This window comes from Bifidobacterium ruminantium DSM 6489, from assembly GCF_000770925.1.
GTDB lineage: Bacteria > Actinomycetota > Actinomycetes > Actinomycetales > Bifidobacteriaceae > Bifidobacterium > Bifidobacterium ruminantium.
Map to the genome: position 1 here is coordinate 26095 of NZ_JDTK01000018.1, position 22585 is coordinate 48679.

Consider the following 22585-nt stretch of genomic DNA (forward strand, 5'->3'; position numbering starts at 1 on the left):
TCTGCCGGTTCGAATACACCCAACTAACTACCTTGAAGAGAGGTCAAAGATGATTGAAACTGCACAGGCGTTCGGCGTTGACATTGGCGGCTCCGGTATTAAGGCCGCTCCGGTCAATCTCGAGAAGGGCGAATTCGCCGAACCGCGTCTGAAGATCCTCACCCCAGAGGTTTCCACTCCGAAGGCCGTCGGCGAGATTGTGCGCCAGCAGCTCGAACACTTCGAGGTTCCCGAATCCGCTCCGGTCGGCATCGCGTTCCCGGCTCCGATCCATGTGGGCGAAAAGCTCGGCTATATGGCCAACCTGGACCAGTCCTGGGTCGGCGTGGACGTCACCGAAGTGTTCTCTGAAGCCTGTGGCCGTCCCGTTACCGTGGTGAACGACGCTGACGCCGCCGGTCTTGCCGAGCAGCAGTTCGGCGCGGCGAAGGGCCAGGATGGCCTCGTCATCGCCACCACGCTGGGTACCGGCATCGGCACCGCGCTGATTTTCAACGGACAGCTCATCCCGAACACCGAGCTCGGCCATCTGGAACTCCTCAAGGGCAAGGGCGACGCCGAGAAGTATGCTGCATCTTCGATCCGCGAGAAGCTCGACATGGGCTACAAGAAGTGGGCGAAGCGCCTGACCAAGTATTACTCCCTCATGGAGTTCTATCTGGATCCGCAGCTGTTCGTCGTCGGTGGCGGCGTGTCCCGCGTATCCGAGAAGTTCCTGCCGTACATCGACATCAAGACCCCGATTGTTGCGGCCAAGCTGCACAACGAGGCCGGCATCATCGGCGCCGCATACTACGCGAGCACCAAGCAGAAGTGATGTGTTGACCGATTAGGTTGTCACAAGGCCGTCCGATTCGTCGGACGGCCTTTTTCGTTGTTCCATGTGCCGCAGATGGAAGACGGCAGTCCCTGGAGTAGGGTGGAGAGCATGCGTTTTTCCTCAAGAGTCGACATCAGTGAGCCCAATCCCATCGCCAAGGCGGAAGCCACCGCCAAAACAGCCGGCAGACCGCTCGGCAAGCTCAACGACTCCAATCCGACACGGCACGCGCTGGCTCCGGATCTTGTGCCGGACATCTACTCCGCCGACCCGCGCGGCCAACGCTACGCGCGTGAGGCGCTGGCCGCGTTCCTTGACATGCAGGGAATCGGCCATTGCTCGCCGGACGACCTGTACATCCTCAGTTCAACTTCCGAAGCCTACTCGTGGCTTATCAAACTGCTGTGCGACGCCGGCGACGCCGTGCTCGCACCGAAACCCGGCTATCCGCTCATCGAATCGATCGCACGTCTCGAATGCGTCGACATGATCGAATACCAGCAGCGGTTCGACGGCTCCTGGTACATCGACGTGGCGGAGCTGAAAGCCGCGTTGGAAGGCGCGGATGGCGGCCGTATACGGGCTTTGGTGCTCATCAATCCCAACAATCCGACGGGTTCGTACGTCAAACCGTCGGAACGAGAGGCAATCGTCGGCTTGTGCAGGGAGCATGACGTGGCCATCATCGCCGACGAGGTGTTCTACGATTACGATCTGGAACCGTTCGATGGCAACGCGCGTCTCGCGGGGGAGACCGGAGCGCTCACGTTCGCATTGGACGGCTTCTCGAAGATGCTTGCCGCGCCGCACGCCAAAGTCGGCTGGATCCAGGTATCCGGTCCGGCCGAGGAAGTGGCGGAAGCCAAGCGCCGTCTCGACGTGATCGCCGACGATTACCTGCCCATGAGCGAAATTGTGGCCAAACGAATTCCCGAGCTGCTGCAGGCCGCACCCACGCAGACCGAACGCGTGCGGGAACGTGTCCGCGGCAATCTCGCCGCGTTGCACGACATGCTCGACTCCGACGGGCAGGGGCTCGTCAGCGTACTGCGCGCAGAAGGAGGATGGAATGTGCTGCTGCGCGTGCCGAGCGTGATCGACGAGAACGAGCTGGTACTGCGTATGATCGAACGCCACGGCGTCTCCGGACAGCCCGGCTATTTCTTCGACATGACCTCCAATGGCTATCTGGCTATATCACTGCTGCCTGAGCCGGACGATTTCCGCCGCAATGTGCGGGTGGTGGTCGATACCGTCGACGAACTCATCGGCTGAAATGGCCGACGATCCGGGTTGTCCGAACCGTGTGAGTCAGGCACTCCGACCCGTGCTCACGCCTTGAGCGCCTCGTATTTCGAGCGGACCAGATCCGTATAGCAATCCACCGCATCACGTGGCGTACCATCGAACACAACCTTGTGATCGTCGACGACAAGTGTGCGGTCGATCGCATATTCCGGGCGGACGATCAGATTCGTGTCATGCGTTGCGAACACAACCTGCTTGTCGTAGCTGAACAGCGCCTTCGCCACGCGGGTGGACGACACTTCGTCCAATCCCTTGGTCGGCTCGTCGGCGACGAGCACGGCGGGGGAGAAACTCAACGCGGCCGCGATCGCCAGCAGATGCCTTTTCTCCCCATCCAACGCGGAAGCCGGCTCGCGAGATACCGCGGCCAAATCGAAATGCGCGAACAGATTGCCGATGATCGCCTGGCGTTCGCTTTCCGGCATCTTGTGCTTCTTGAGCGGCAGCTCGACCGCTTCGCGGATGGAGGCGGCCTGGTAGTACGTGTTCGGCAGTTCCTCGCGGCGTACGCGGCCGACCATGTCCTCGACGTGTTTCAGATCCCGTTTCACCGACGGGTCGTAGGAGACGCCGTCCGCTTCGATACGGACTGTTCCGGATGTGGCGGTCAGCGCTCCATCGAGCAGTTTCAGCAGCGTGGTTTTGCCCGCGCCGTTCAGACCAATCACCGCCACGCGCCTGCATTCGGGTGTGATGTCCAGCGTGGTGGCCTCCAGTCCCACGGCGCCATCCTCATAGGTGTGCGCGGCGGAATCAAGATGGAACGTGACGGATGAGGCCGGTGCGGAACGCTTGCCGGCGAACAGCGAATCGAAGAAACCCATACCGCCGATTGTAATGGACCCTATGCGAATCCTCTCACGGAACCGTGGAAGCTTCCGCCAGACTGGCTGGACGGAAGGGTGAGGTCAGGCGAAATAGAATCCGGAGAAATCGTACGAGTAGACGCGGTAGATGTAGCTCGAGCTGAGCGTCATCCTGTATTGCGCGACCAGGCTGCCATCCGGCGAATACTGTCCAAACAGTCCCTGCATGCCCGAATCGATGAGGATGTTGCCGTTGTCAAGCTCCTGCGCGGAGGAGACATACGGGGAATACGGCACGTCGAACGAGGAGACCTCCGTGTAGGTGCCGGCGTTCTCGTCCACCAGATACCTGCGGTATTGCGAGCGCGCGGTGTCGGAGGAGAATTCCGTGGAGATGCCGTCGATGACCGATCAGTCGAAATCGGGGCGGGTCAGTGCGGTGCCGTAGTTGTTGTCGAACAATGTATAGGTAATACTGGCCGTCCGGCAGGGAATCGTCGGCGACGTAGGTGATGGAGTGCTGTCCGCCGGTGTCGGGGAAGTCGCCGTCCTTGTCGAGGAATGTGGAGACTTCCTTTGTGCCGTTCCATACGGATGGCTCTCCGATCATGTAATCCAATGTCGGCACGCCTTCCAGGTCGTCGATTTTGATGATGGTGGATGTTTCGCGGGCGGAGAACAGCGCGGATCCGTCGTCCAGCAGCTGGATGGTGTTGCAGTGCAGCCAGTCCCAGCGGTTCTTGGCGGTGGAGTCGGATTCGTCGGTGCCCGCATGCGTGGTGGATGCCTTGTAATCGGCGAGCATTTCGCCGAAGTCAAGCAGTCGCGTCACGCTGCCGGTCGTGGTGTCCAGTTTGATGACTTGGTCCTGTACGGCGTTGTCGCTGCGGCTGAGTTCGGTGGCGAGCAGCACGATGTTGCCGTCATCGTCCATCGCGTAATCATGGTGGAGGATGTAGTTGGATCCCAGGTCGAGGATCTTCTCGAGTTTGCCAAGCCGGTTCATGCCCACCATGTGATGGGTGGACGCGGAGAACCACATCAGACCGTCGTCATCGAACAGCAGACGGTGCGAACGGTAGTAGAGGACGGGAATCTCGCCGCGCAGCACGCCGTTCGTGTCGTAGTAGAACATGAAATCCTGTTCATCGGAATCATTGCCGAGGATTGCGTACAGGCTGTCGCCGAGATTCTCGCCGTCATCGGCGGTGACGGTGCGTTCGAGTTGAACTTCCTCGTCGCCGAGTTTCGAGGGGCCTTCGTGTGTGATGGTCTTTGTGCGCGTGCTGCCCTTGGCGTCGGTGAGAGTCAGTGTGATCGTGTTGGTGACGTCGGGAACGAGGCCGAGCAGTTGGAATTCGTGGGTTTTGCTGTATTGCGATTCCTGCTATGCGTCGCGTGTGAAATCCGCGTATCCGTCTGCGTGCACGGTATAGGAGACGGAGACCGCGTCATCGGTGGTGAAGTAGACCACCAGCGACGTGGTGTTGGTGTCGTACGGGTTCTCGGCCGTGAAGATGCTGTCTTTGGTGGCTTTCGACGTTGCCGTAGCTTGCGAAGCAGACACCCAAGGACACCACGGTGGCGAGAAGGATCGCCATCCAACGGAAAAGACGCGGATGGCTGCGTGGCGACGGGATCGGCTTCATGGTCGGCAACTTCTAGGATTCATCTCAGAGCAAAACAATGACATTTGACACCATTGTCGGTGAAACTCAAAGCAACCCGGGAAAAAGATTGCAAGGAAACCTAAAGAAACCTGAATTTTTGCCGAAAAAAACATCACAGCATCGAAAACCATGACTGCACATCCAGGAATAGGCCGGGATTGTTGCGCAGTAGCTCATCATCGCGTCCAGGCATGAACAGCGATAGCAGTGTGATGACGATCATGAACAGCAGCAACGCGAGGAACCCGGCTCTGGCCAGCCAGCGCAGACGCGGCCGTGCGACGTCCAGTATGCAGGACAGCGCGGGCAATGCGGCCAAAGCGAACAACCATCCGAAATCGGTGATGTAACGCCATCCCAAGCCCGCCATACGCGAGTCGAGAACGACAAGCAGCAGCCCCAACACCAGACAGGAAACCGACAGTGCCCACACGCCGCGCCCCTCCGCGCCGCGCGCCCGTCGACGCAGGAACGGAACCGCGACAGCGGCCAAAGCCAGCGGCGCGATCGCGAACAGACCTCCCGGCATCGCCTCGGTGAACTCCCAGGACGGCAACGGCGCCGGACTGACCGCAAGGAAGGGGAATGCGTCCGTGAAACGCAACGGCAGGAACAGGTAGTAGACAACGGTCAGCACGAGATTCGACAACGACTGATGGTAGTTGGTCATGTCCGTGACCGTTAGCTGATAGGATGAGCCGAAATCGAAAGGCGAGCCGAAACGGGCCGCATTGTATGCCAGCAAAGGAACGATCACGGCCAACGCCGGCACCACGGCCGCCAACGGAGCGCGAAGCAAACGCCATGCCGAGCCGAATGACATCCGTTTCGCGCCGACGGCATGACGGAGGATCTTACCGATCTGCGGACGGAAGATCACCAACGCCAGCAACGCCACCACAATGAACTGCGGACGGCATCCCAGATTCGCCGCGATGCACACCGAACCGGCAGCCAGACGGGGAAGCGACAACGACCGCGCGACATCATCGCCGTTGCCCCCATCCGCCGCAACGGGAACACGCTTCACGGCACCCATCCACAGCCACAAGCCCAGAGCGCTCAAAAACAGGGAAGCCGCGATGGGCACCGAATAGAAGTTCGTCCTATACCACAGGTATACGCCATTGGACGCCAACAGCATGAACACGCACAGCATACTGACCGCGGCCACCGGCATGCCGGGACGAATCCTATCCGCCATACGGATCACCAACAGACAGCCGAACACCAGAAAACCCAACATCAGCAACGGAACCGCAGCACCCGACGGCATCATCAACCCGCCGTCGACGAACAACGACGTCACCGCACGATACGGCAAGAACAGCAACAACGCCGGCACCACGCCGAAATACGAATACCAGTGCCCCCGATAGAACGCGTAATCCCAATACACCGGACCCACACCCTGATCCAGCAGCCGCTGACGCGTGCCCACATCATAAGGATTCGCAGCGTCACGCAACGCATCCGGCGTATCCAAATCCAACCATGTATGGCCGTCAAGTAGCGCCCGGGCCACATGATCATACTGGTCGAAATCATACGTGTACATGCCATCCGCATGGAAACTCAACGGGGCGGCCGCCACCAACTGCCATACCACCACCGCCAAAGTGGCCGCCGAAGGCACCGCAAGCAACACGCCCAGCCACACACGCTGCCGCACGCTCGACGTATCCAACGGCACCCGCCACAATCCGGAACCGGGACGCCAAGCCAACACCAGCGCCAACAACGCCACCATCAGGCCAATCCGCAAAGGACTCAACGAAAACGGCACGCGCACGTTCGCATGCACCGCCTCGAACGGAACCACCGAACCCTCCGGCTCGAGAATCCGCACGCACACCGTCCCCCCGGAAGCGGCAGCGCGCACATACTCCGAACGAGAAGAGGGCAACGACACCGACCCGACCCGACCGGCAAGCCGATTCACATCAGGGCGCACACGGACCGTGGACAACACATGCGCGCCCCCATCCACAGCCTTGGTCAACGCCTCCGATGAAACAGGAACAACACGCACATACTCCGACGAGCCATCCGCATCGACCTGCATATACGCCTGCGTCGGATCGACAACCCTCAGCAGCCCCTCATCGGTCCGCTCCAGACCGGGACCCAACACGTTATACGCAGCCGAGGAATCACCCGACGCGGCCACCGACCGCCAAAACGGCATATTGCACAACACGCACTCGACCACCACCATCACCGCAAAAGCGACTACAATGACCACGCACATACGACGACGAGCCTGAAAACGCTGCTTCGAAAAAGTCACGTCATTATTCTAATGGCTTTATGTCGCGTCGGATTGAAAGAATGGCACACATGTCTCACCACACACCATCTGCCCCGGCAAACCAACCGGAACGCAACCGAACCATGCTCGAACGCGTCAGGCAAGGTGTGCGCCACATCATCGACCAGACCAAAACGGAACACGGCCACGCCAACCCCTTCGGCAAGGCGCTCGGCAAACCCGACGACATCGTTGGCGAACTCACCCGCAACGCCATCCGTCTCAACCCGCTCGTCAAACGACACATCATCGACGGATTCAACGACGTACCGGGAAACCTACGCCTCGGATGGGCACAACTGCCGCAAACCCACGGCCACGCATTCTCCATCGGACTTTTCACCGACAACGACCACTTCGCACAGATCGCGCTGGCCGACGGCAAGGCGCGCGTCTTCGCCGGCACGGATCCGGACATGGACACGCAGGAGCTCGAACCGCGTCTCGTCTTCGTCAAAGAGGAGACGCTCACACTGGCCGACGGCCCCAGACTCGGCCATCCGGTCAAAGACAAGCCGAAAACGGTTCGCGCCATACAAGGCGGCGTCGTGGGACGCATGCCGGGCGGCCGCATGATGTGGCTCGCCTCATGGCTCAAAACAGGCAACCGCTACACGCTTGAACAGATGCGCGCCAACCTGTCCGCCGACATGCGCTTCGACCTCGAATACCGGGACGCCATCACCATCGCCTTCTTCGCCGCATACATGCTGCCCCAGATGAACGGTCTGCTCATCGGCTTCGGCTCCGGCAACATCTTCCGCCGCCTCAACCGCGAAGCCCCCATGGGCGCCATCCGCCGTTCCATCCGCGACACCATGAGCGCGCGCTCGCACGGCATGCGCGTCTCCGGACTGGAAGACTATTTCGCCGACCTGATGCGCGAGGCGCATGCGCTCGACGCCGTCCAAGGGCTTGAACCGGTGCACGGCGCCGAGCCACTGCATCTGTACACATCCAGCTACTCCGGCTGCTACTTCTTCGCATGGGACTCGTCACTGCCATTCCCCGCGGCGCTCCACGCGCTCAATATCGAGGGCAACCTCAACCGTTTCGCAGCGGTCAGCTCATGGCTGGAACGCAACGCGCGCATCGGAAGCCTGCCCACGGAAGACACGGTCACGCGAGCCCAGGCCGCTCAGATCGACTTCGCATTACTGGAGGATCCGGCGCTGATCGCGTTGAAACCGGACGATCGGTTCGGTGCGATCCTCGACCCGAACCAGGATGACGGCATCCAGGCGGCCGCCCGCCTTGTGGACATCGCAGGCGACTTCAGACGGGAAGTCGCGGAAGCGACCACGAACAACACGCTTGGAGACGACCGCAGCGCGGATGGGGGATCCGAATGGGTGTACCGGCAGACCATGTCCCGTCTGCTGCGCAGCATGCGCCTGCCATACCGATTCGACGTCGACTTCAGATGCGATCTTCATGACGGCGAAGTCGCTATCGGCTTCACCTCAGCCGGCGTGTCCATGATGCCATCCACCCGATATGACGCCTCGCGTCACGCGTGGGTGGATCTGACAGTCGCCGAGCGCGCGCGCATGAGCGCCGACTACAACCTGCGCGTCGGACTCATGATGGCCGCGTTGAGCTTCGGCGCCGACCCGAACGTCGAAAACGTATCGGTGCACATCGACTCAATCGGACTGGAGGAGGCCGTCGCCGAGCAGGACTCCGCCATCAGCGAGCTGATGAGCGAGGCGCTCAGCGCCTTCGAACGCATCCGCACCGGAGACATGGGTACGGCCGGATCCAAGGCTGATCCTAAAGACGGCGACTTTCATGGCGACCCGTCACGGCCGACCCTGCCCCGAACCAGCGAGATCATCACGGATCCGGACGACTCCGGCACGCCCGACCATACGGACGCGGATGACACGCTCGACAGTCGATTCGAAGACCTGATGAAGGACATCGACCTCGACGAAATGGCATTCGAAGTGCCGGACGGCTCCACCGGCGACGGCAACGGCATCGCGCGCGATTCGGAATCCAACACGGACGAAGCCAACGGCCTGCCCGCCGACGAGGACGACCCGATGGCGCAGCTGCGCAAAAACCCGACCGTGCGCAACCTCGTCACCGTCACCTTCACCCGAGACGAATTCCTGAAGCGGATCCGGGACAACGGGCTCGCCGACCCCACCGAGACCTACCGCATGTTCGACGCCGAAATGGACGTGGACGGCATGGGGGCGCTGAAGCCCATCGACGCCACCTTCGACCTGAGGGACAGTCGGTTCTCGCCGGCCGGCAGCCAAGAGGAGCCTGAACTCTCCGATCTGCGTTTCAACGACCGCACCGCGCAGCTCTTCGGGTGCGACGACATGATGGGACTATCCATCCAACGCGCCGACCTGCTGCAACGCGCGGTAGGGGAGTTCCATCGCCTCGCGCAAAGCGACGGCATCGAATCAGTCGACAAGGCCAAACAGGCCATGGACATCATCAACGCCATCAGCGACCCCGAACTGACAGAGCTGGCCCCACAAGTCACCAGCGCGCTGATCGACGGCAACGATACCCCAGACTTCTCCTTCGCGCTTGCCGACTCGCTTGATGCCGACAGGCTCAAGGCCCGCGACCTGCTGTTCTCCGGGGAGATCGACCAGGCCATCGAAACCGCCCAGACGGCGCTGACCCGCATGGACCAGACGTTCGAGACGAACCCCGGCGTGCCCCGCTACTTCAATTCATACGCGGAACGCGTCATCTACAACCGCGTGTTCGCCACCAAGGACGAACGCACGGTGCTCATCCCCGACAACCTGTTCTACATGCACATGGAGCTCGCGGACGTGCTCGCGCAGGTCAAAGGCGTCGATGCGGCCCTGCCCCATCTCAACGCCATGGTCCGCTACGCGCCCGCCTACCCGCTGTCGCATCTCAAGCTCGCCGTGCAGCTGGGACGCGCCGAGGATTGGGATCCGGCGCGCGCGGCCTGCCTCAACGCGCTGAACGTCGCCCTCGACCGTGAGGACGCGTCGTTCGCCTACTACCGGCTCGCCTACGCGGAATGGATGTGCGACCGCTTCGACATTGCGGCCGCCGCGTACATCATGAGCGAGGAGATCGCCCCCGGACGAATTCCCATGTTGGAGAGCGAGCTGCAGGAACTGATGGGTCGAGCCCAATCGCAGTGCATACCGGTGCCGACGAACGTGCAGGAAGCCATCCACGTGCTTTCCGACGCGGGCCTGCCCGTATGGCCGAATACGTCGGTCGCTCCATTGATGCACAAAGCCGCGCGCGTCTGCGTGGACGAGGGCATGTTCGTGCCGGCTCGCACCCTCTCGGTCGCGGCGATGCGCATGGATTACGAGGACCGCGACGGCACGGATGTGGTGCAGATGCAGTTCCTGCGTTCTCTGAACAACTGACGACAACAAATCGAACATGTACATGACGATGGATGCCGGCGTGGTCATCTGCGGATACGACGTGACGGCAATGAACGGAAAGCGGTGGCAATGACGAGTCGTGATGATTCCGAACAACTGGCGTGGGATTTCGACGCTCCGGAAAGCGCCGGCGGCTCCACGGCGGTCGTGGCCGACGAGGGATTGACCTCCCTCGCTCCCGGCAGCGAGAAGTGGATCGCGGCGTTGCAGCCGACCGACGCCGACGCCATGCGCCTCGACAGGCTCGACGTGGCTTCGTTGAACGCCGAAGAGGCCGCACGACTATGGGCGCGCGTGGCCGCCTGGGTGGAATCGGACCAGATCGCATACTATATCGACGATGCCCCCGTATCCTCCGATGCCGCGTACGATGCCCGCTTGCGTTGCCTGCAATCGCTTGAGACGCAGTTCCCCTCCCTTGACTCGCCGCAATCGCCGACCAACCGCGTGGGCGGCACGTTCTCCAATGACTTCGTCTCCGTGCGGCACCCATCCCGCATGATGAGCCTCGATGACGTGTTCTCCCTTGAAGAGCTGCGCGAATGGTACGACGGGGTGCTCAAGGGGTTGGATTGGCCGGAATCGAAGCCGTTGCCCATGACCTGCGAGGTGAAGATCGATGGGCTTGCTCTGAACCTCATCTACCGCAACGGCGTGCTTGAACAGGGATTGACGCGCGGCGATGGCGTGACCGGCGAGGACATCACGCTCAACGTGCGCACCATATCCACCATTCCGCAGAATCTCGCCGGTCCCAAAGAGGACATTCCCGAATTCGTGGAGATCCGAGGCGAGGTGTTCATGCGCTGGGACGATTTCCATACGTTGAACGCAGAGAACGAGGATGCCGGCCGCGCGCCGTTCGCCAATCCGCGCAACGCCGCAGCCGGAAGCCTGCGACAGAAGGATCCGCGCATCACCGCCACCCGCCGTCTGAGCTTCTATGCGCACGGCATCGGTTCGCTGCGTTGGGGCGAGGGACGTGGAGACGACGGCCATGACGTGGTCAACGACCAGTCCGAAGCCTACGAGCTGTATAAGAAATGGGGCGTTCCGGTCTCTCCTCACAACCGCGAGGTCACGTCTTTCAAGGAAATCCTCGACATGATCGACTATTACGGCGAGCACCGTGGAGACATCGAGCACGCGCTCGACGGCATCGTCGTGAAAGTCGACGACCTGGGCCTGCAGCGTTCCCTGGGGGCCACGTCGCGCGCACCGCGTTGGGCCATCGCCTACAAATATCCGCCGGAGGAGGTCAACACCGAACTGCTCGACATCACCGTGCAGGTGGGACGCACCGGCCGCGTGACGCCGGTGGCGATACTGAAACCGGTGTATGTGGCCGGCTCCACCGTATCCCGCACCACATTGCACAACCCATTCGAAGTGGAGCGCAAAGGCGTGCTCATCGGAGACACCGTGGTGGTGCGCAAGGCCGGCGACGTCATTCCCGAACTCGTCGGCCCGGTTCTGGAACGCCGCAAGGGACGAGAGGACAGACTGCGCAGGTTCGTAATGCCCACGCACTGTCCGAGCTGCGGCACCGAACTTGCCCCCGCCAAGGAAGGGGACAAGGACATCCGCTGTCCCAACGTGGAATCCTGCCCGGCACAGCTGACCGAGCGCATCATCAACCTGGCATCCCGCAAGGCGTTCGACATCGAGCATCTGGGCGACCAGTCCGCCATCGCGTTGACGAATCCGGAGGAGGACCGTCCGGATTCCATCGACACCTATGCGCCGAACATCACCGAGATCCTTGTGAAGCCCGGCGAGGAGCCAGAACCGTATGAGCCGGTAACGGGCCTTGAGCTGCCCGTCCCACAGACGCCGGTGCTGTCCAGCGAGGCCGGATTGTTCTCATTGAAGGCCGATGACCTCAAGGACGTGCGCGTGTGGCGCGAGGCGCCGATCATCGAGATCCATGAGACGACCATGCCGAATGGCAAGACCAGGAAAGTGCGCAAGCGCGTGGGCGGATCCGGCCTATGGCATCAGGTGCCCGCGTTCTGGACGACTCCGACTCCGGCGCGCAAGCGCAAGGAGACCGACGTCGACGCGGACGCGGAGTATCCGCAATACGTCGTGCCGGACGACGCCGTAGTGGTCCGTGAGGAAACGAAGGTGACGCGCGGGGGCGCATCCAGCGTACAGCCCGTGTACATCCGTCCGGCGGAAAACACCAGAAAAATGCTGGACGAAATGGACAAGGCCCGGCACGTCGACCTGTGGCGGGTGCTGGTGGCGCTGTCCATCCGCCGTCTGGGACCTCCCACCGCGCGCACCATCGCCAGCGCGTTCGGAACGTTGGACGCCATCGAACACGCCACGGAGGATGAACTGTCGCAGATCGACGGCATCGGTCCGGAAATCGCCGAATCCGTGGTCAAATGGTTCGCGGCCGCCCGGCAGCCCGGCGACTGGCGCGGCGCCGTGCTCGACGCATGGAAGGCCGCCGGAGTGGGTGTGGGGCAGGCTCAGGCCAGTGGCCTGCCGCAGACCTTGGCCGGCAAGACTGTGGTGGTCACCGGCTCGCTTGAGGACTTCTCCCGTGATTCCGCCAAGGAGGCCATCATCCTGCGTGGCGGCAAGGCCGCGGGATCGGTCAGCAAAAAAACGGATTGGGTCGTCGTCGGCGAAAACGCTGGATCGAAGGCCACGAAGGCCGAGGAATTGGGCATTCCCATGCTCAACGAGGATCAGTTCAAACAACTGCTCGACACGGGAACTGTGGAATAACCGCCGCAACATCTGGCATGCCGTGCCGCGAACCGCTACTCTGGTATGCGGCACAAGGAGGAAACATGAGCGACGAGCGCACCATCGAAGCGCGCATCTATGAACGACTGAGCAAGGTGATCGATCCCGAATTGGGTAAATCCGTCACCGATTTGGGCATGATCGCCGCCATCGATGTCACACCGATGACAGGCGGAGATAACACGTACGGCGTGCGCGTGCGGGTGGAACTGACAGTGGAAGGCTGCCCGCTGTCGCAAGCCATCACCGACCGAATCAATGAGGCGGTCGCCTCGTATCCCGACGCCACACTGGTGCCCAGCATCGAAGTCGGCTCCATGAGCCAGGACAAGCTCACCCAACTGGTGGCGGGCCTCAAATCGGAGCGCAAACAGAATCCGTTCAACAAGCCCGGCATCAAAACCCGCATCTTCGCCATCGCGTCCGGCAAAGGCGGCGTGGGCAAATCGTCCGTCACCGCAAATCTGGCGGCCACGTTTGCGGCGCTTGGCTACGATACCGCCGCCATCGACGCGGACATCTACGGCTTCTCACTGCCACGGCTGTTCGGCGTGCATTCGCAGCCTACGAACCTGAACGGCATGCTCATGCCGGTCAACGCATGGGGTGTGAAACTGATCTCCATCGGCATGTTCGCCGGAGCGGACAGAGCCATCCTGTGGCGTGGCCCGCGCCTGCAGCGTTCGCTGGAACAGTTCCTGTCCGACGTATGGTGGGGCGAACCCGACGTGCTGTTGCTTGATCTGGCTCCCGGAACCGGCGACATGGCCATTTCCGTGGCGCAGGCCTTGCCGAACGCCGAATTGGTGGTGGTCACCACGCCACAGCCGTCCGCTTCCGACATCGCGGTGCGTTCCGGTCTGGTGGCGCTGCAGGTGCCGATGAAGGTGCGCGGCGTCGTGGAGAACATGAGCTATTACGAGCACAAGGGCGAGAAGCTGCGCATCTTCGGCGAAGGAGGGGGCGCGCGTGTGTCCGAACAGCTGACACGCAGTCTCGGCTATGATGTGCCGTTGCTCGCGCAGCTTCCGCTGGAGCCTGAATTGCGTGAAACTGGCGAGGCTGGACGTCCGGCCGTGTTGACCGAGGAAGGCGCATTGCGTACGGATGGTATCGGCGATACCTTCAAAGGTCTTGCCGAATCGCTGATGCGCATGCCGGCCTAGAAGGCTGATAGAGCAATCGCCGCTGGCTCATATCTCGGCAACAATCACGAAACGAGAGAATCCTGGTATATATCGCGGGATGCATGTAGTATTAGGGGTAGACACGGGGGCTACATGGCTGAGAAGAAGCAACCGCTTCGACCGTATGAACGTATACCGGGTAATGCCGGCGCACGGATGTCATCCCAATGCCCGTGCCTTATCGAAGAGAGAGGCGCATTTTCCATGACCGAGCAAGAACGGTCTTCCGTAATTCGTAAACACAGCAACAAGTGGCGCGTGGTCGATATCGTCGTGACCGCCATCATCGCCGTCGCATCCGGCGTGATCTTCTGGGGCTGGGACATCGTCTGCACCGCCCCATTGGCTATTTTCGAAGCGGTGACCCCTGGCTTTGAGGGGCTGCTCAACGTCTTCTGGCTGTTCGCCGGTCCTCTGGCGGCCATCATCGTACGCAAGCCCGGCGCCGCGCTGTTCGCAGAGACCCTTGCAGCGGCGCTCGAACTCACCATGGGCAATCAGTGGGGCGTCGGCGGTTCCCTGATCGTCGGCATCATGCAGGGCCTTGGCGCCGAAATCGGATTCGCGATCTTCGCATACAAGAAGTGGAACCCGCTGTCCACCGCCATTTCCGGCGCTCTTGCGGGCATCGGTTGCGGTCTGTACTACTGGCTCACCAATCCGGCTTGGAGCGTGCTGCGCGCAAGCATCTACCTGGGCACATCCATCATTTCCGGAGCGATTCTCGCGGGCTTGGTGATGTATCTCCTGCAGGTGGCCATCGCCAAGACCGGCGTGCTTGACCGTTTCGAATCCGGCCGCACGCAGGAACTGGTCTGACCCGCCGATGAAGAGCGAATCCCGCATGCCGATATGGTGTCGCGGGATTTTTCTTGTGCAGCTGCGGAACCATGATGGGGAATGCGGCATGGCGGGCAATAGAAAGGGCGATGAATGACCACCGACGTTCGGAATATGACCGCGGCCCGGGTGACCGCGCATGATTGGGGATGGAGGCATGCCTCACGCAAGGATTTCGCGTTGCGACATGTCGACTTCGACATCAAGCCGGGGGAGCGTGTGCTGTTGCTCGGTGCTTCCGGGACGGGAAAATCGACGCTGATGTCCGGCATGGCCGGCGTGCTTGGCGGCGATGATGAGGGCGAGCGGGAAGGCGAGCTGCTTATCGACGGCGTCGATGCCCGCGAGGCGCGTGGCCGTTGCGGTCTCGTGCTTCAGGATCCGGATTCGCAGACGATTCTCGAACGGGTCGGAGATGACACCGCATTCGGCTGTGAGAACCTGAATCTGCCGAAGGGCGAGATCTGGCAACGCGCACGGGCCTCCCTCGACCTCGTCGGACTTGGTTACATGCCGTTCGACCGTTCGACGAGAGGGCTTTCCGGTGGCCAACGTCAGCGACTTGCGCTGGCTGGCGTGCTGGCCATGCATCCCGGGCTGCTGCTGCTTGACGAACCCACCGCCAATCTTGATCCGGATGGCGTCAGGGAAGTGCACGATGCCGTCCGCCGAGTGTTCGAACAGACCCATGAGACGCTGGTGGTGGTGGAGCATCACATCGACGTGTGGCTCGACCTGGTGGACCGCGTCATCGTGCTTGGCAAGCCTGAAGAGGATTCGCTCGTCGGCGGAGTGATAGCCGACGGCACTCCTGACGAGGTGTTCGGCCGCATGTCGCGGACACTTGCCGATGGCGGAGCATGGGTTCCCGGACGCGCCATAGAAATGCACACGCCCCGACCGGAACACCATGAATTGCATGACGTTGTGCTGCATACGGAGGATTTGAGTTTCGGCTATGGTTTTCCCCTTGGCGAGCATGTCGATCTGGAATTCCATGCCGGCGAGGTAATCGCGTTGACCGGTAGGAACGGAGCGGGAAAATCCACGCTTGGCCTTACTTTGGCGGGGCTGCTCAGACCGATCTCCGGAAAGGTGCGCATGGCGGACAATCTCGTGCCCGACCATCGTGAAAACAATGTGATCACATGGAAAAGCCGTGAATTGTTGGGCCGTGTCGGCATGGTGTTCCAAGAGCCCGAACACCAGTTTGTGGCCGCCACCGTACGCGACGAAGTGGCCATCGGACCCAAAACCATGGGAAAGTCCGATGAGGAGGCATACGCCATCGCGGACACTCTGTTGGAACGGCTGCAGCTATCCCGTTTCGCCAAGGCGAATCCATTTACCTTATCAGGCGGCGAAAAAAGAAGGCTGTCCGTGGCGTCCATGCTTGCGGACGCGCCGAAGGTGCTGGTCATGGACGAACCGACGTTCGGACAGGATTTCACCACATGGACCAGCATGGTTCGGCTTATCGCCGGTGTACGTGACCAAGGATGCGCGGTAATCGTGATCACCCATGACGAGCCGCTCATCACGGCGTTGGGCGCGCGTCGCATTCTGGTCAGCGTGGGGGAGTGATATGGAAGAGACCAACGACAACGGTGTACAGACCATGAATGAACAGGTGGAGACCATCACCGTGGTGTCCCGCGGGAACCGCCGCAAGGATGCGAGACCGGCATCGCCATCATGGTTCGTGGCGAAGCTCAATCCGGTGAGCCGTTTCATCGGTGCCCTGCTGCTTTGCATTCCGATGTTCCTCACATTGGACATCGTTTCGGCATCCGTGGCGTTCGGATTGGAAGTGCTTCTGCTGTGGATCGGTGGTGTGGCCCCTTGGACGGTGCTGCGCAAGACCTGGCCCGTCTGGATAGCGGCGGCGGGCAGCTTCATATCCGTGGCGCTGTACGGCAAGACCTCCGGTGAGATACTGGCCAACTTTGGTGGGATAATCGTCATTTCCCAAGGCTCGCTCTATCTGGCTCTGGCCACGTTCCTGCGCGTCGCCGCGATCGCGGTGCCGGGCGTGATTCTGGCTTTGGGACTTGATCCGACCGACCTCGCCGACGGTCTTGTGCAGATTCTGCATCTGCCGCAACGCTTCGTATATGGCGGGCTTGCCGGCATGCGCATGTTCACGTTGCTGCAGGACGATTGGCGAGCGCTCGGCCGTTCGCGCCGTTCGCGCGGTCTTGGCGATGGCAGCACCATCAAACGCGTGTTCTCACAGGCGTTCAGCCTGCTCGTCGGCTCCATCAGACGCGGCACGAAACTCGCCACCGCCATGGAGGCCCGCGGATTCGGTTCCGACGCGCCGCGCAGCCAGGCGAGGGAATCGAAACTGCATGCGGTCGACTGGCTGTTCTATGCCATCTGCATCGCAGTGCCGGCAATCGCATTGGTCACGGCGTATTGCACGGGCTACTGGCATTGGGCGTTCAGCAACGTATCCAGCTGACGATTGGAAGGCTGATTGCAAAAAACGCTTCCCGCGCATGTCCTGATGAGGATGACGCGGGAAGCGTTTTTTGTCAATGCGGATCAGAAATCCCGTCCGCGGCAAGCGCCTATCTGGCGAGCTTGTCGAGCAGCAGCGCTTCGGTGATGACGTTGTTCTTCAGCGCCGGCAGGCTGATGGATTCGTTCGGGCTGTGTGCGTTGGCCTTCGGATCCTCCGGGCCGGTGACGAGCACCTGCGCCTTCGGGAAGATGCGTTGCAGTTCCGGGATGAACGGAATGGAACCACCTTCGCCCTTGTTGACCGGAGCCACACCGAACGCTTCCTCCATGGCGTCCATGGCGTCCTTGGTGGCCTCAGCATTCGGATCCATGGCCCAGCCCATGCCGTTGTCGAGCTTGTCGACCCACACTTCGGCACCGAACGGCGCATGCTCCACCATGAACTTGGCCAATGCGTCCTGCGCCTCTTCCGGACGCTGGTTTGGCGCGGTGCGCAGGCTCAGACGGAACGTGGTCTCGGGGGAGATGACGTTGAAGGAACCCTTCACAGGATGCGCGTCGAAACCGATGACGGTGACGCTCGGCTTGGTCCACAGGCGAGAGGCCAACGAGCCGGTGCCGGCGAAACGATACGATTCGACGGTTCCCGTATCCGCGCGCACGGTCGCTTCATCCATATCGCGCTGCAGGCCGCCGACCGGTTCTTCGGAGGCGATGCCGGGCACCGCCAAATCGCCGTTTTTGTCATACATGGAGGAGATCAGCATCGCTGCCAGCGTGTTCGCGTCGAGAATCGGACCTCCATATTGGCCGGAATGCACCGGATGTTCCAGCGCCTTGACATGCACGTCGATATCGGTGTTGCCGCGCAGCGAGGTGGTCAGCGACGGAATCTCAGCGGACCAATTGCCCGAATCGGCCACAATGATTACATCGGAATCGAATTCGTCCCTGTGGTCTTCGATGAATGGGATGAAACTCGGCGAGCCCATCTCTTCCTCGCCTTCGATGAACACCTTGATGTTCACTTTCAGCTCGTCGCCCAATGCCTTCAACGCGCCGGAATGAATCGCGATTCCGCCGCCGTCGTCCGCGGAGCCACGGCCGTACAGCCGCGTACCGATTTCAGTGCCGACGAACGGATCGGTGTTCCACGCGCTCGGATCGGGCACCGGCTGCACGTCGTGATGCGCATACAACAGCACGGTCGGCGCGTTGTCATCGACGATTTTCGAGCCGATGACCTCCCATGCGCCCGGCGTGCCGTCCGGATTGCGTGATTGCGCGACCTTGGCGTCAACGCCGACCTCACGCAGCTGCTCCGCAACGAATTCGGCGGAACGCCTCATATGATCCGCGGTGATGCCTTTCGCGGAAATCGATTGCAATGCTATCTTCTTGTTCAGCACGTCGACGATGCGGCTGAAATCCGCTTCGACGCGCGCACGAATCTCCTCGGTGCGTGAATCTTCCATAATCCTGGTACTCCTTATATGCAACATGTGCGCGTCATGGACGCGGTCGAATATCCGTAACGAGTGACCATTGTATCCGGCTGTCATGGCGCATCCAACCGGTTTCAGGGGTGGTGTCGTGACCTTTGTTGGGCGTCGATACGTCACCTTACGCTCTATAGGCATGAGTTTGTTTACCAAGAAGGAAGAGCCGGCCGAAGAGACCGCTGCGGAGAAGGTTGAGAAGCCAACCTCTGGCAAGGGCCGTCCGACCCCGAAGCGCAAGGACGCCCAGGCGCAGAACCTCCGTCCATTGGTCCCCAAGGATCGCGAGGCAAGCCGTAAAGCCGCCAAGGCTCGTATGCGTGAGCGTGAGAACGCCGAATACGATGCCATGCAAAGTGGCGACATCAACCACATGCCGAAGTCGGAACGTCTGCCGTGGCGCATCTACATCCGTGACTACGTCGATGCCCGCTTCAATCTGGGCGAGTTCTTCATCCCGGTCGCGTTCATAATCCTGATCGGATCCATGGTCGTCACCTACAAGTGGCCTGCATTGGCGTTGCCGCTCATGCTGATCATGTATGTCTACTTGTTCGCCGTGATTATCGACGTGGCGGTCATGTGGCACAAGCTCAAGAAGAAGCTCATCGAGAAATTCGGTGAGCAGTCCGTGGCCAAGGGCATGCGTTCCGGTTCCTATGCGTGGAGCCGTGCTATCCAGATTCGCCGTTGGAGGCTTCCGAAGCCTCGTTACCCGAAGCGTGGACACTGGCCGGAGTGATCGGTATCGAGAACCGCCGGTGATTTTTCAAGCCGTCAGCGAACAACTGACGGCTTTTCCATTACCATGGAAAACGATTGCTCGCATCGAACAAAAGCTCACTTCACGTGCGTGCAAACGAATCAATGAGGAACGAATTGGGATTCAATATGGTTCAACAGCATTTCGACATCGCTATCATCGGAGCCGGCCCCGGCGGTTACTCTACGGCACTGCGTGCTGCGGAGCTCGGCAAATCGGTGGCGTTGATCGAACGTGACGGTACGCTCGGTGGCACATGCCTCAATCGCGGATGCATCCCATCGAAGGCATTGTTGACCGCCGTGCATAGCGTCGAAACCATCCATAACGCCGAACGCATGGGCATCAACGCCACGCTGCAGAGCATCGATTTCGGCAGATTGCGTGATTTCCGCGTCTCCACCGTGGAAACGATGACGAAAGGGCTGACGGGCCTGCTGGCGCATCGCGGCGTCACCGTATTCCGCGGTTGCGCGGCATTGCAGAACGCGCATACAGTACGTGTCACGCCGGCTGAGGGGGAGACGCAGGTATCGCGGTCCGTGGAAGCCGGCGTGTTCGAACCGGTTGAAACGGAACTTGCGGTCGATGCTGACGGCGTCGTGCTGGCAACCGGATCGCGTCCGCTTGCGTTGCCTGGAAATCCGTTCGCCGGCGCGCTGATCGATTCCACCCAGGCGTTGGAGCTGAATACCTTGCCTTCCAGCGCGGTGATTATCGGTGCGGGTGCGGTGGCATTGGAATTCGCGTCGCTGTGGAATGCCGCCGGTTGCGAAGTGACACTGCTGATTCGTAAGGACCGCGTGCTGTCCACATGGGAACGCCGTGCTTCGATGACGCTGACACGTGAGCTGAAACGCAGGGGAGTGAACGTGATCGCACGCACCGCGGTGGACCGTGTCGACACTGGCGCGAACCTAGGGGCCACTGTGCACTATCGGCAGGGCGATTCCGATGAGGACCGCACCGCTTACGGCGAAGTGGTGCTTGCCGCCATCGGACGTGTGCCCAATACCGACGCCGACTGGTTCCGCTCCAGCGGCCTTGCGCTTGACGACCACGGCTATGTCGTCGTCGATGGATTCGGACATACGAATCTTGATGGCGTGTGGGCTTTGGGGGACATCACTCCAGGCCACGCGCTGGCGCATCGTGCGTTCCAACAGGGCATCGCCATCGCCGAAAAGATTGCAGGACTCGATCCGAAACCGGTGCTTGATGAAACCGTGCCCCAAGTGGTGTTCTCCTTCCCGGAGGCCGCGAGCGTCGGATTGACACTTGACCAGGCGAAAGCCCGCGGGGATGTGCTGGAGCCTGAGGAGACGGCATATCCGATGCTGTCCAATGCGCGCATGCTGATGAGCGGCGAAGGTGGATCGATGACTATTGTCAGTGGCGAATTCGCCGATGATCCAGGCAGGCGAGTTGTGCTTGGCGTGCATATCGTCAGTCCGATAGCAAGCGATCTCATCGCGGAGGCCGAGCAGTTGGTCGGCAATCGGGTGCCACTTGCAGAGGCGTCACGGTTGATTCACCCGCATCCCACATTCAGCGAGACGCTTGGCGAGGCTCTGCTCAAGGCGGACGGCAGGCCTTTGCATACCCGTTGATATATGGCACACCTAATGGCATGGTTCCTGATAGACTACTTGTCCAGTGTGTGTAACCGTTGAGCCAAGTGAGGAAGTCGATGGCAGGTAAAGAAGAGAAAAAGAAGAAGCAGGGCACCATTAAGCAGATCATCCAGATCTTCAAGTACACCCATGCGGAAGACAAGGCTCTTCCATGGCTGGTCGGTGGCGTGTTCGTGGCTCCGATCGTCGTGTTCATCGTGCTCGGCATCGTGTTCAAGTGGCATGTGATTGGCTGGATTACCTCGATGATTCTCGCCATCATGCTGGGTTTGCTGTTCGCCACCATGATGCTCACCAGGCGTGCCGACAAGGTCGGTTACGCCAAGATTGAAGGCCGGCCAGGCGCGGCTATCAGTGTGCTCGGCAACATTAGCAAGGCTGGATTCAATTTCCCCCAGGAGCCGGTGTGGGTCGATCCGAAGACCAAGGACGCCATTTGGCGCGGTACTGGCTATAACGGCATCTATCTGCTGGGTGAAGGCGAATACGGCCGCGTCAAGCGCGCCATGGATCGTCAGGAGCAGCGTATCAAGGGCGTGACTGCCGGTTCCGATATTCCGGTCTATCGCATGTATGTCGGCACCGGTGAGAACCAGACCCGCCTCAAGAACGTGCGCAAGGTTCTGCTCAAGTTCAAGAGCTATGAGCCTACCCATCACAAGAACAAGCTGATGGCCGCCATCCATCCGAAGACACGCTTTGTGCTCACCAAGACCGAGCTCACCGTGCTTAACGAGCGTCTGCGCACTTTGCAGCTGAAGAACGGCATGAGCGTGCCGAAGGGCGTCGACCCGATGCATCCGCAGCGCGTGAGCCGTCGCGCCATGCGCGGCCGCTGACGGTGGAATCGCATTATTCCGTTGAAAAAGCTCCAATCGCGTCGTGCGATTGGAGCTTTTCCTATATTCGAAGCCATACGTGTCCATTAATTGACACGCCGCTGAAGGGCGTGACGCGACCGTTCGTAACACTTGAATCCCCATTTTTCGCGAAATCGCACTTCGAATATGTCATTACGAAACATTCTCGTAACCCAAATGGCGAGTGAGCGAAACGCACATTCCTAGACTAAGAGCCTGTAAGTTACTTATTCGAAAGGAGCGGTCCC

At 60.8% G+C, this 22585-nt stretch carries 14 protein-coding genes and 1 pseudogene; 11 read left to right on the forward strand and 4 right to left on the reverse strand.

Translation table 11 applies throughout. The annotated features are described in order from the left end of the window. Positions 1-49: 49 nt before the first annotated feature. Together ppgK and OU26_RS07395 are read left to right on the forward strand one after the other, a co-directional pair. Positions 50-817, forward strand: coding sequence for a polyphosphate--glucose phosphotransferase (ppgK, locus tag OU26_RS07390; protein WP_026646953.1), 768 nt, complete (start codon positions 50-52; stop codon positions 815-817). A 111-nt stretch (positions 818-928) separates the two neighbouring features. After that, positions 929-2095 carry a pyridoxal phosphate-dependent aminotransferase gene (locus OU26_RS07395; RefSeq protein ID WP_026646952.1) on the forward strand — a complete coding sequence of 389 codons (1167 nt, stop codon included), beginning with the start codon at positions 929-931 and terminating at the stop codon, positions 2093-2095. 56 nt (positions 2096-2151) lie between these two features. Here OU26_RS07395 and OU26_RS07400 read toward each other — a convergent pair whose 3' ends face one another. The 3 genes and pseudogenes from OU26_RS07400 to OU26_RS07410 all read right to left on the reverse strand — a co-directional run bounded on the left by OU26_RS07400 (position 2152) and on the right by OU26_RS07410 (position 6894). Then, positions 2152-2952, reverse strand: coding sequence for an ATP-binding cassette domain-containing protein (locus OU26_RS07400; RefSeq protein WP_026646951.1), 801 nt, complete (start codon positions 2950-2952; stop codon positions 2152-2154). An 84-nt stretch (positions 2953-3036) separates the two neighbouring features. Continuing rightward, positions 3037-4583: pseudogene (locus OU26_RS09535) on the reverse strand (aryl-sulfate sulfotransferase). A 133-nt stretch (positions 4584-4716) separates the two neighbouring features. Further along, positions 4717-6894 carry a hypothetical protein gene (locus OU26_RS07410; protein ID WP_237743740.1) on the reverse strand — a complete coding sequence of 726 codons (2178 nt, stop codon included), beginning with the start codon at positions 6892-6894 and terminating at the stop codon, positions 4717-4719. 104 nt (positions 6895-6998) lie between these two features. Here OU26_RS07410 and OU26_RS07415 point away from each other — a divergent pair, with 104 nt between their 5' ends. The 6 genes from OU26_RS07415 (at position 6999) to OU26_RS07440 (ending at position 17579) form a co-directional block, all read left to right on the forward strand. After that, positions 6999-10304, forward strand: a complete 3306-nt coding sequence (locus OU26_RS07415) for a tetratricopeptide repeat protein (RefSeq protein WP_026646949.1) — start codon at positions 6999-7001, stop codon at positions 10302-10304. Between the two features lie 90 nt (positions 10305-10394). Continuing rightward, the gene (gene ligA / locus OU26_RS07420; protein WP_026646948.1) at positions 10395-13067 is read left to right on the forward strand and encodes an NAD-dependent DNA ligase LigA; all 2673 of its coding nucleotides are present in this window, start codon (positions 10395-10397) and stop codon (positions 13065-13067) included. A 65-nt stretch (positions 13068-13132) separates the two neighbouring features. Continuing rightward, positions 13133-14254 carry an Mrp/NBP35 family ATP-binding protein gene (locus tag OU26_RS07425; RefSeq protein ID WP_026646947.1) on the forward strand — a complete coding sequence of 374 codons (1122 nt, stop codon included), beginning with the start codon at positions 13133-13135 and terminating at the stop codon, positions 14252-14254. Positions 14255-14479: 225 nt separating this feature from the next. Then, entirely contained in the window at positions 14480-15094 is a 615-nt protein-coding gene (locus OU26_RS07430) for an ECF transporter S component (RefSeq protein ID WP_026646946.1), read from the forward strand. A gap of 114 nt (positions 15095-15208) precedes the next feature. Next, positions 15209-16699 carry an ABC transporter ATP-binding protein gene (locus tag OU26_RS07435; protein ID WP_026646945.1) on the forward strand — a complete coding sequence of 497 codons (1491 nt, stop codon included), beginning with the start codon at positions 15209-15211 and terminating at the stop codon, positions 16697-16699. 34 nt (positions 16700-16733) lie between these two features. Further along, positions 16734-17579: an energy-coupling factor transporter transmembrane component T family protein gene (locus OU26_RS07440; protein ID WP_026646944.1), complete on the forward strand. Its 846-nt coding sequence runs from the start codon at positions 16734-16736 to the stop codon at positions 17577-17579. Between the two features lie 109 nt (positions 17580-17688). On the opposite strand, the gene OU26_RS07445 is transcribed toward OU26_RS07440, so the two are convergent. Then, a complete protein-coding gene (locus OU26_RS07445; RefSeq protein WP_026646943.1) occupies positions 17689-19056 on the reverse strand; it encodes a dipeptidase in 1368 nt (455 codons plus the stop codon). A gap of 163 nt (positions 19057-19219) precedes the next feature. Here OU26_RS07445 and OU26_RS07450 point away from each other — a divergent pair, with 163 nt between their 5' ends. From OU26_RS07450 to OU26_RS07460, 3 genes are all read left to right on the forward strand, one after another. Continuing rightward, complete coding sequence (locus OU26_RS07450) at positions 19220-19822, forward strand: DUF3043 domain-containing protein (protein WP_026646942.1); 603 nt, start codon at positions 19220-19222, stop codon at positions 19820-19822. A gap of 149 nt (positions 19823-19971) precedes the next feature. Then, positions 19972-21453, forward strand: a complete 1482-nt coding sequence (locus tag OU26_RS07455) for a dihydrolipoyl dehydrogenase family protein (RefSeq protein WP_026646941.1) — start codon at positions 19972-19974, stop codon at positions 21451-21453. An 80-nt stretch (positions 21454-21533) separates the two neighbouring features. Continuing rightward, on the forward strand, positions 21534-22316 hold the full coding sequence (locus OU26_RS07460; protein WP_026646940.1) for a DUF4191 domain-containing protein: 783 nt from the start codon (positions 21534-21536) through the stop codon (positions 22314-22316). The last annotated feature ends 269 nt before the right edge of the window (positions 22317-22585 follow it).

What these genes read in the sequence shown, in the direction of transcription:
- OU26_RS07430 (WP_026646946.1), top strand. Translation starts at nt 14,480, where the DNA reads ATGACCGAGCAAGAACGGTCTTCCGTAATTCGTAAACACAGCAACAAG.
- OU26_RS07460 (WP_026646940.1), top strand. Translation starts at nt 21,534, where the DNA reads ATGGCAGGTAAAGAAGAGAAAAAGAAGAAGCAGGGCACCATTAAGCAG.
- OU26_RS07395 (WP_026646952.1), top strand. Translation starts at nt 929, where the DNA reads ATGCGTTTTTCCTCAAGAGTCGACATCAGTGAGCCCAATCCCATCGCC.
- OU26_RS07455 (WP_026646941.1), top strand. Translation starts at nt 19,972, where the DNA reads ATGGTTCAACAGCATTTCGACATCGCTATCATCGGAGCCGGCCCCGGC.
- OU26_RS07400 (WP_026646951.1), bottom strand. Translation starts at nt 2,952, where the DNA reads ATGGGTTTCTTCGATTCGCTGTTCGCCGGCAAGCGTTCCGCACCGGCC.
- OU26_RS07440 (WP_026646944.1), top strand. Translation starts at nt 16,734, where the DNA reads ATGAATGAACAGGTGGAGACCATCACCGTGGTGTCCCGCGGGAACCGC.
- OU26_RS07435 (WP_026646945.1), top strand. Translation starts at nt 15,209, where the DNA reads ATGACCACCGACGTTCGGAATATGACCGCGGCCCGGGTGACCGCGCAT.
- OU26_RS07450 (WP_026646942.1), top strand. Translation starts at nt 19,220, where the DNA reads ATGAGTTTGTTTACCAAGAAGGAAGAGCCGGCCGAAGAGACCGCTGCG.
- OU26_RS07425 (WP_026646947.1), top strand. Translation starts at nt 13,133, where the DNA reads ATGAGCGACGAGCGCACCATCGAAGCGCGCATCTATGAACGACTGAGC.
- ppgK (WP_026646953.1), top strand. Translation starts at nt 50, where the DNA reads ATGATTGAAACTGCACAGGCGTTCGGCGTTGACATTGGCGGCTCCGGT.
- OU26_RS07415 (WP_026646949.1), top strand. Translation starts at nt 6,999, where the DNA reads ATGCTCGAACGCGTCAGGCAAGGTGTGCGCCACATCATCGACCAGACC.
- ligA (WP_026646948.1), top strand. Translation starts at nt 10,395, where the DNA reads ATGACGAGTCGTGATGATTCCGAACAACTGGCGTGGGATTTCGACGCT.
- OU26_RS07445 (WP_026646943.1), bottom strand. Translation starts at nt 19,056, where the DNA reads ATGGAAGATTCACGCACCGAGGAGATTCGTGCGCGCGTCGAAGCGGAT.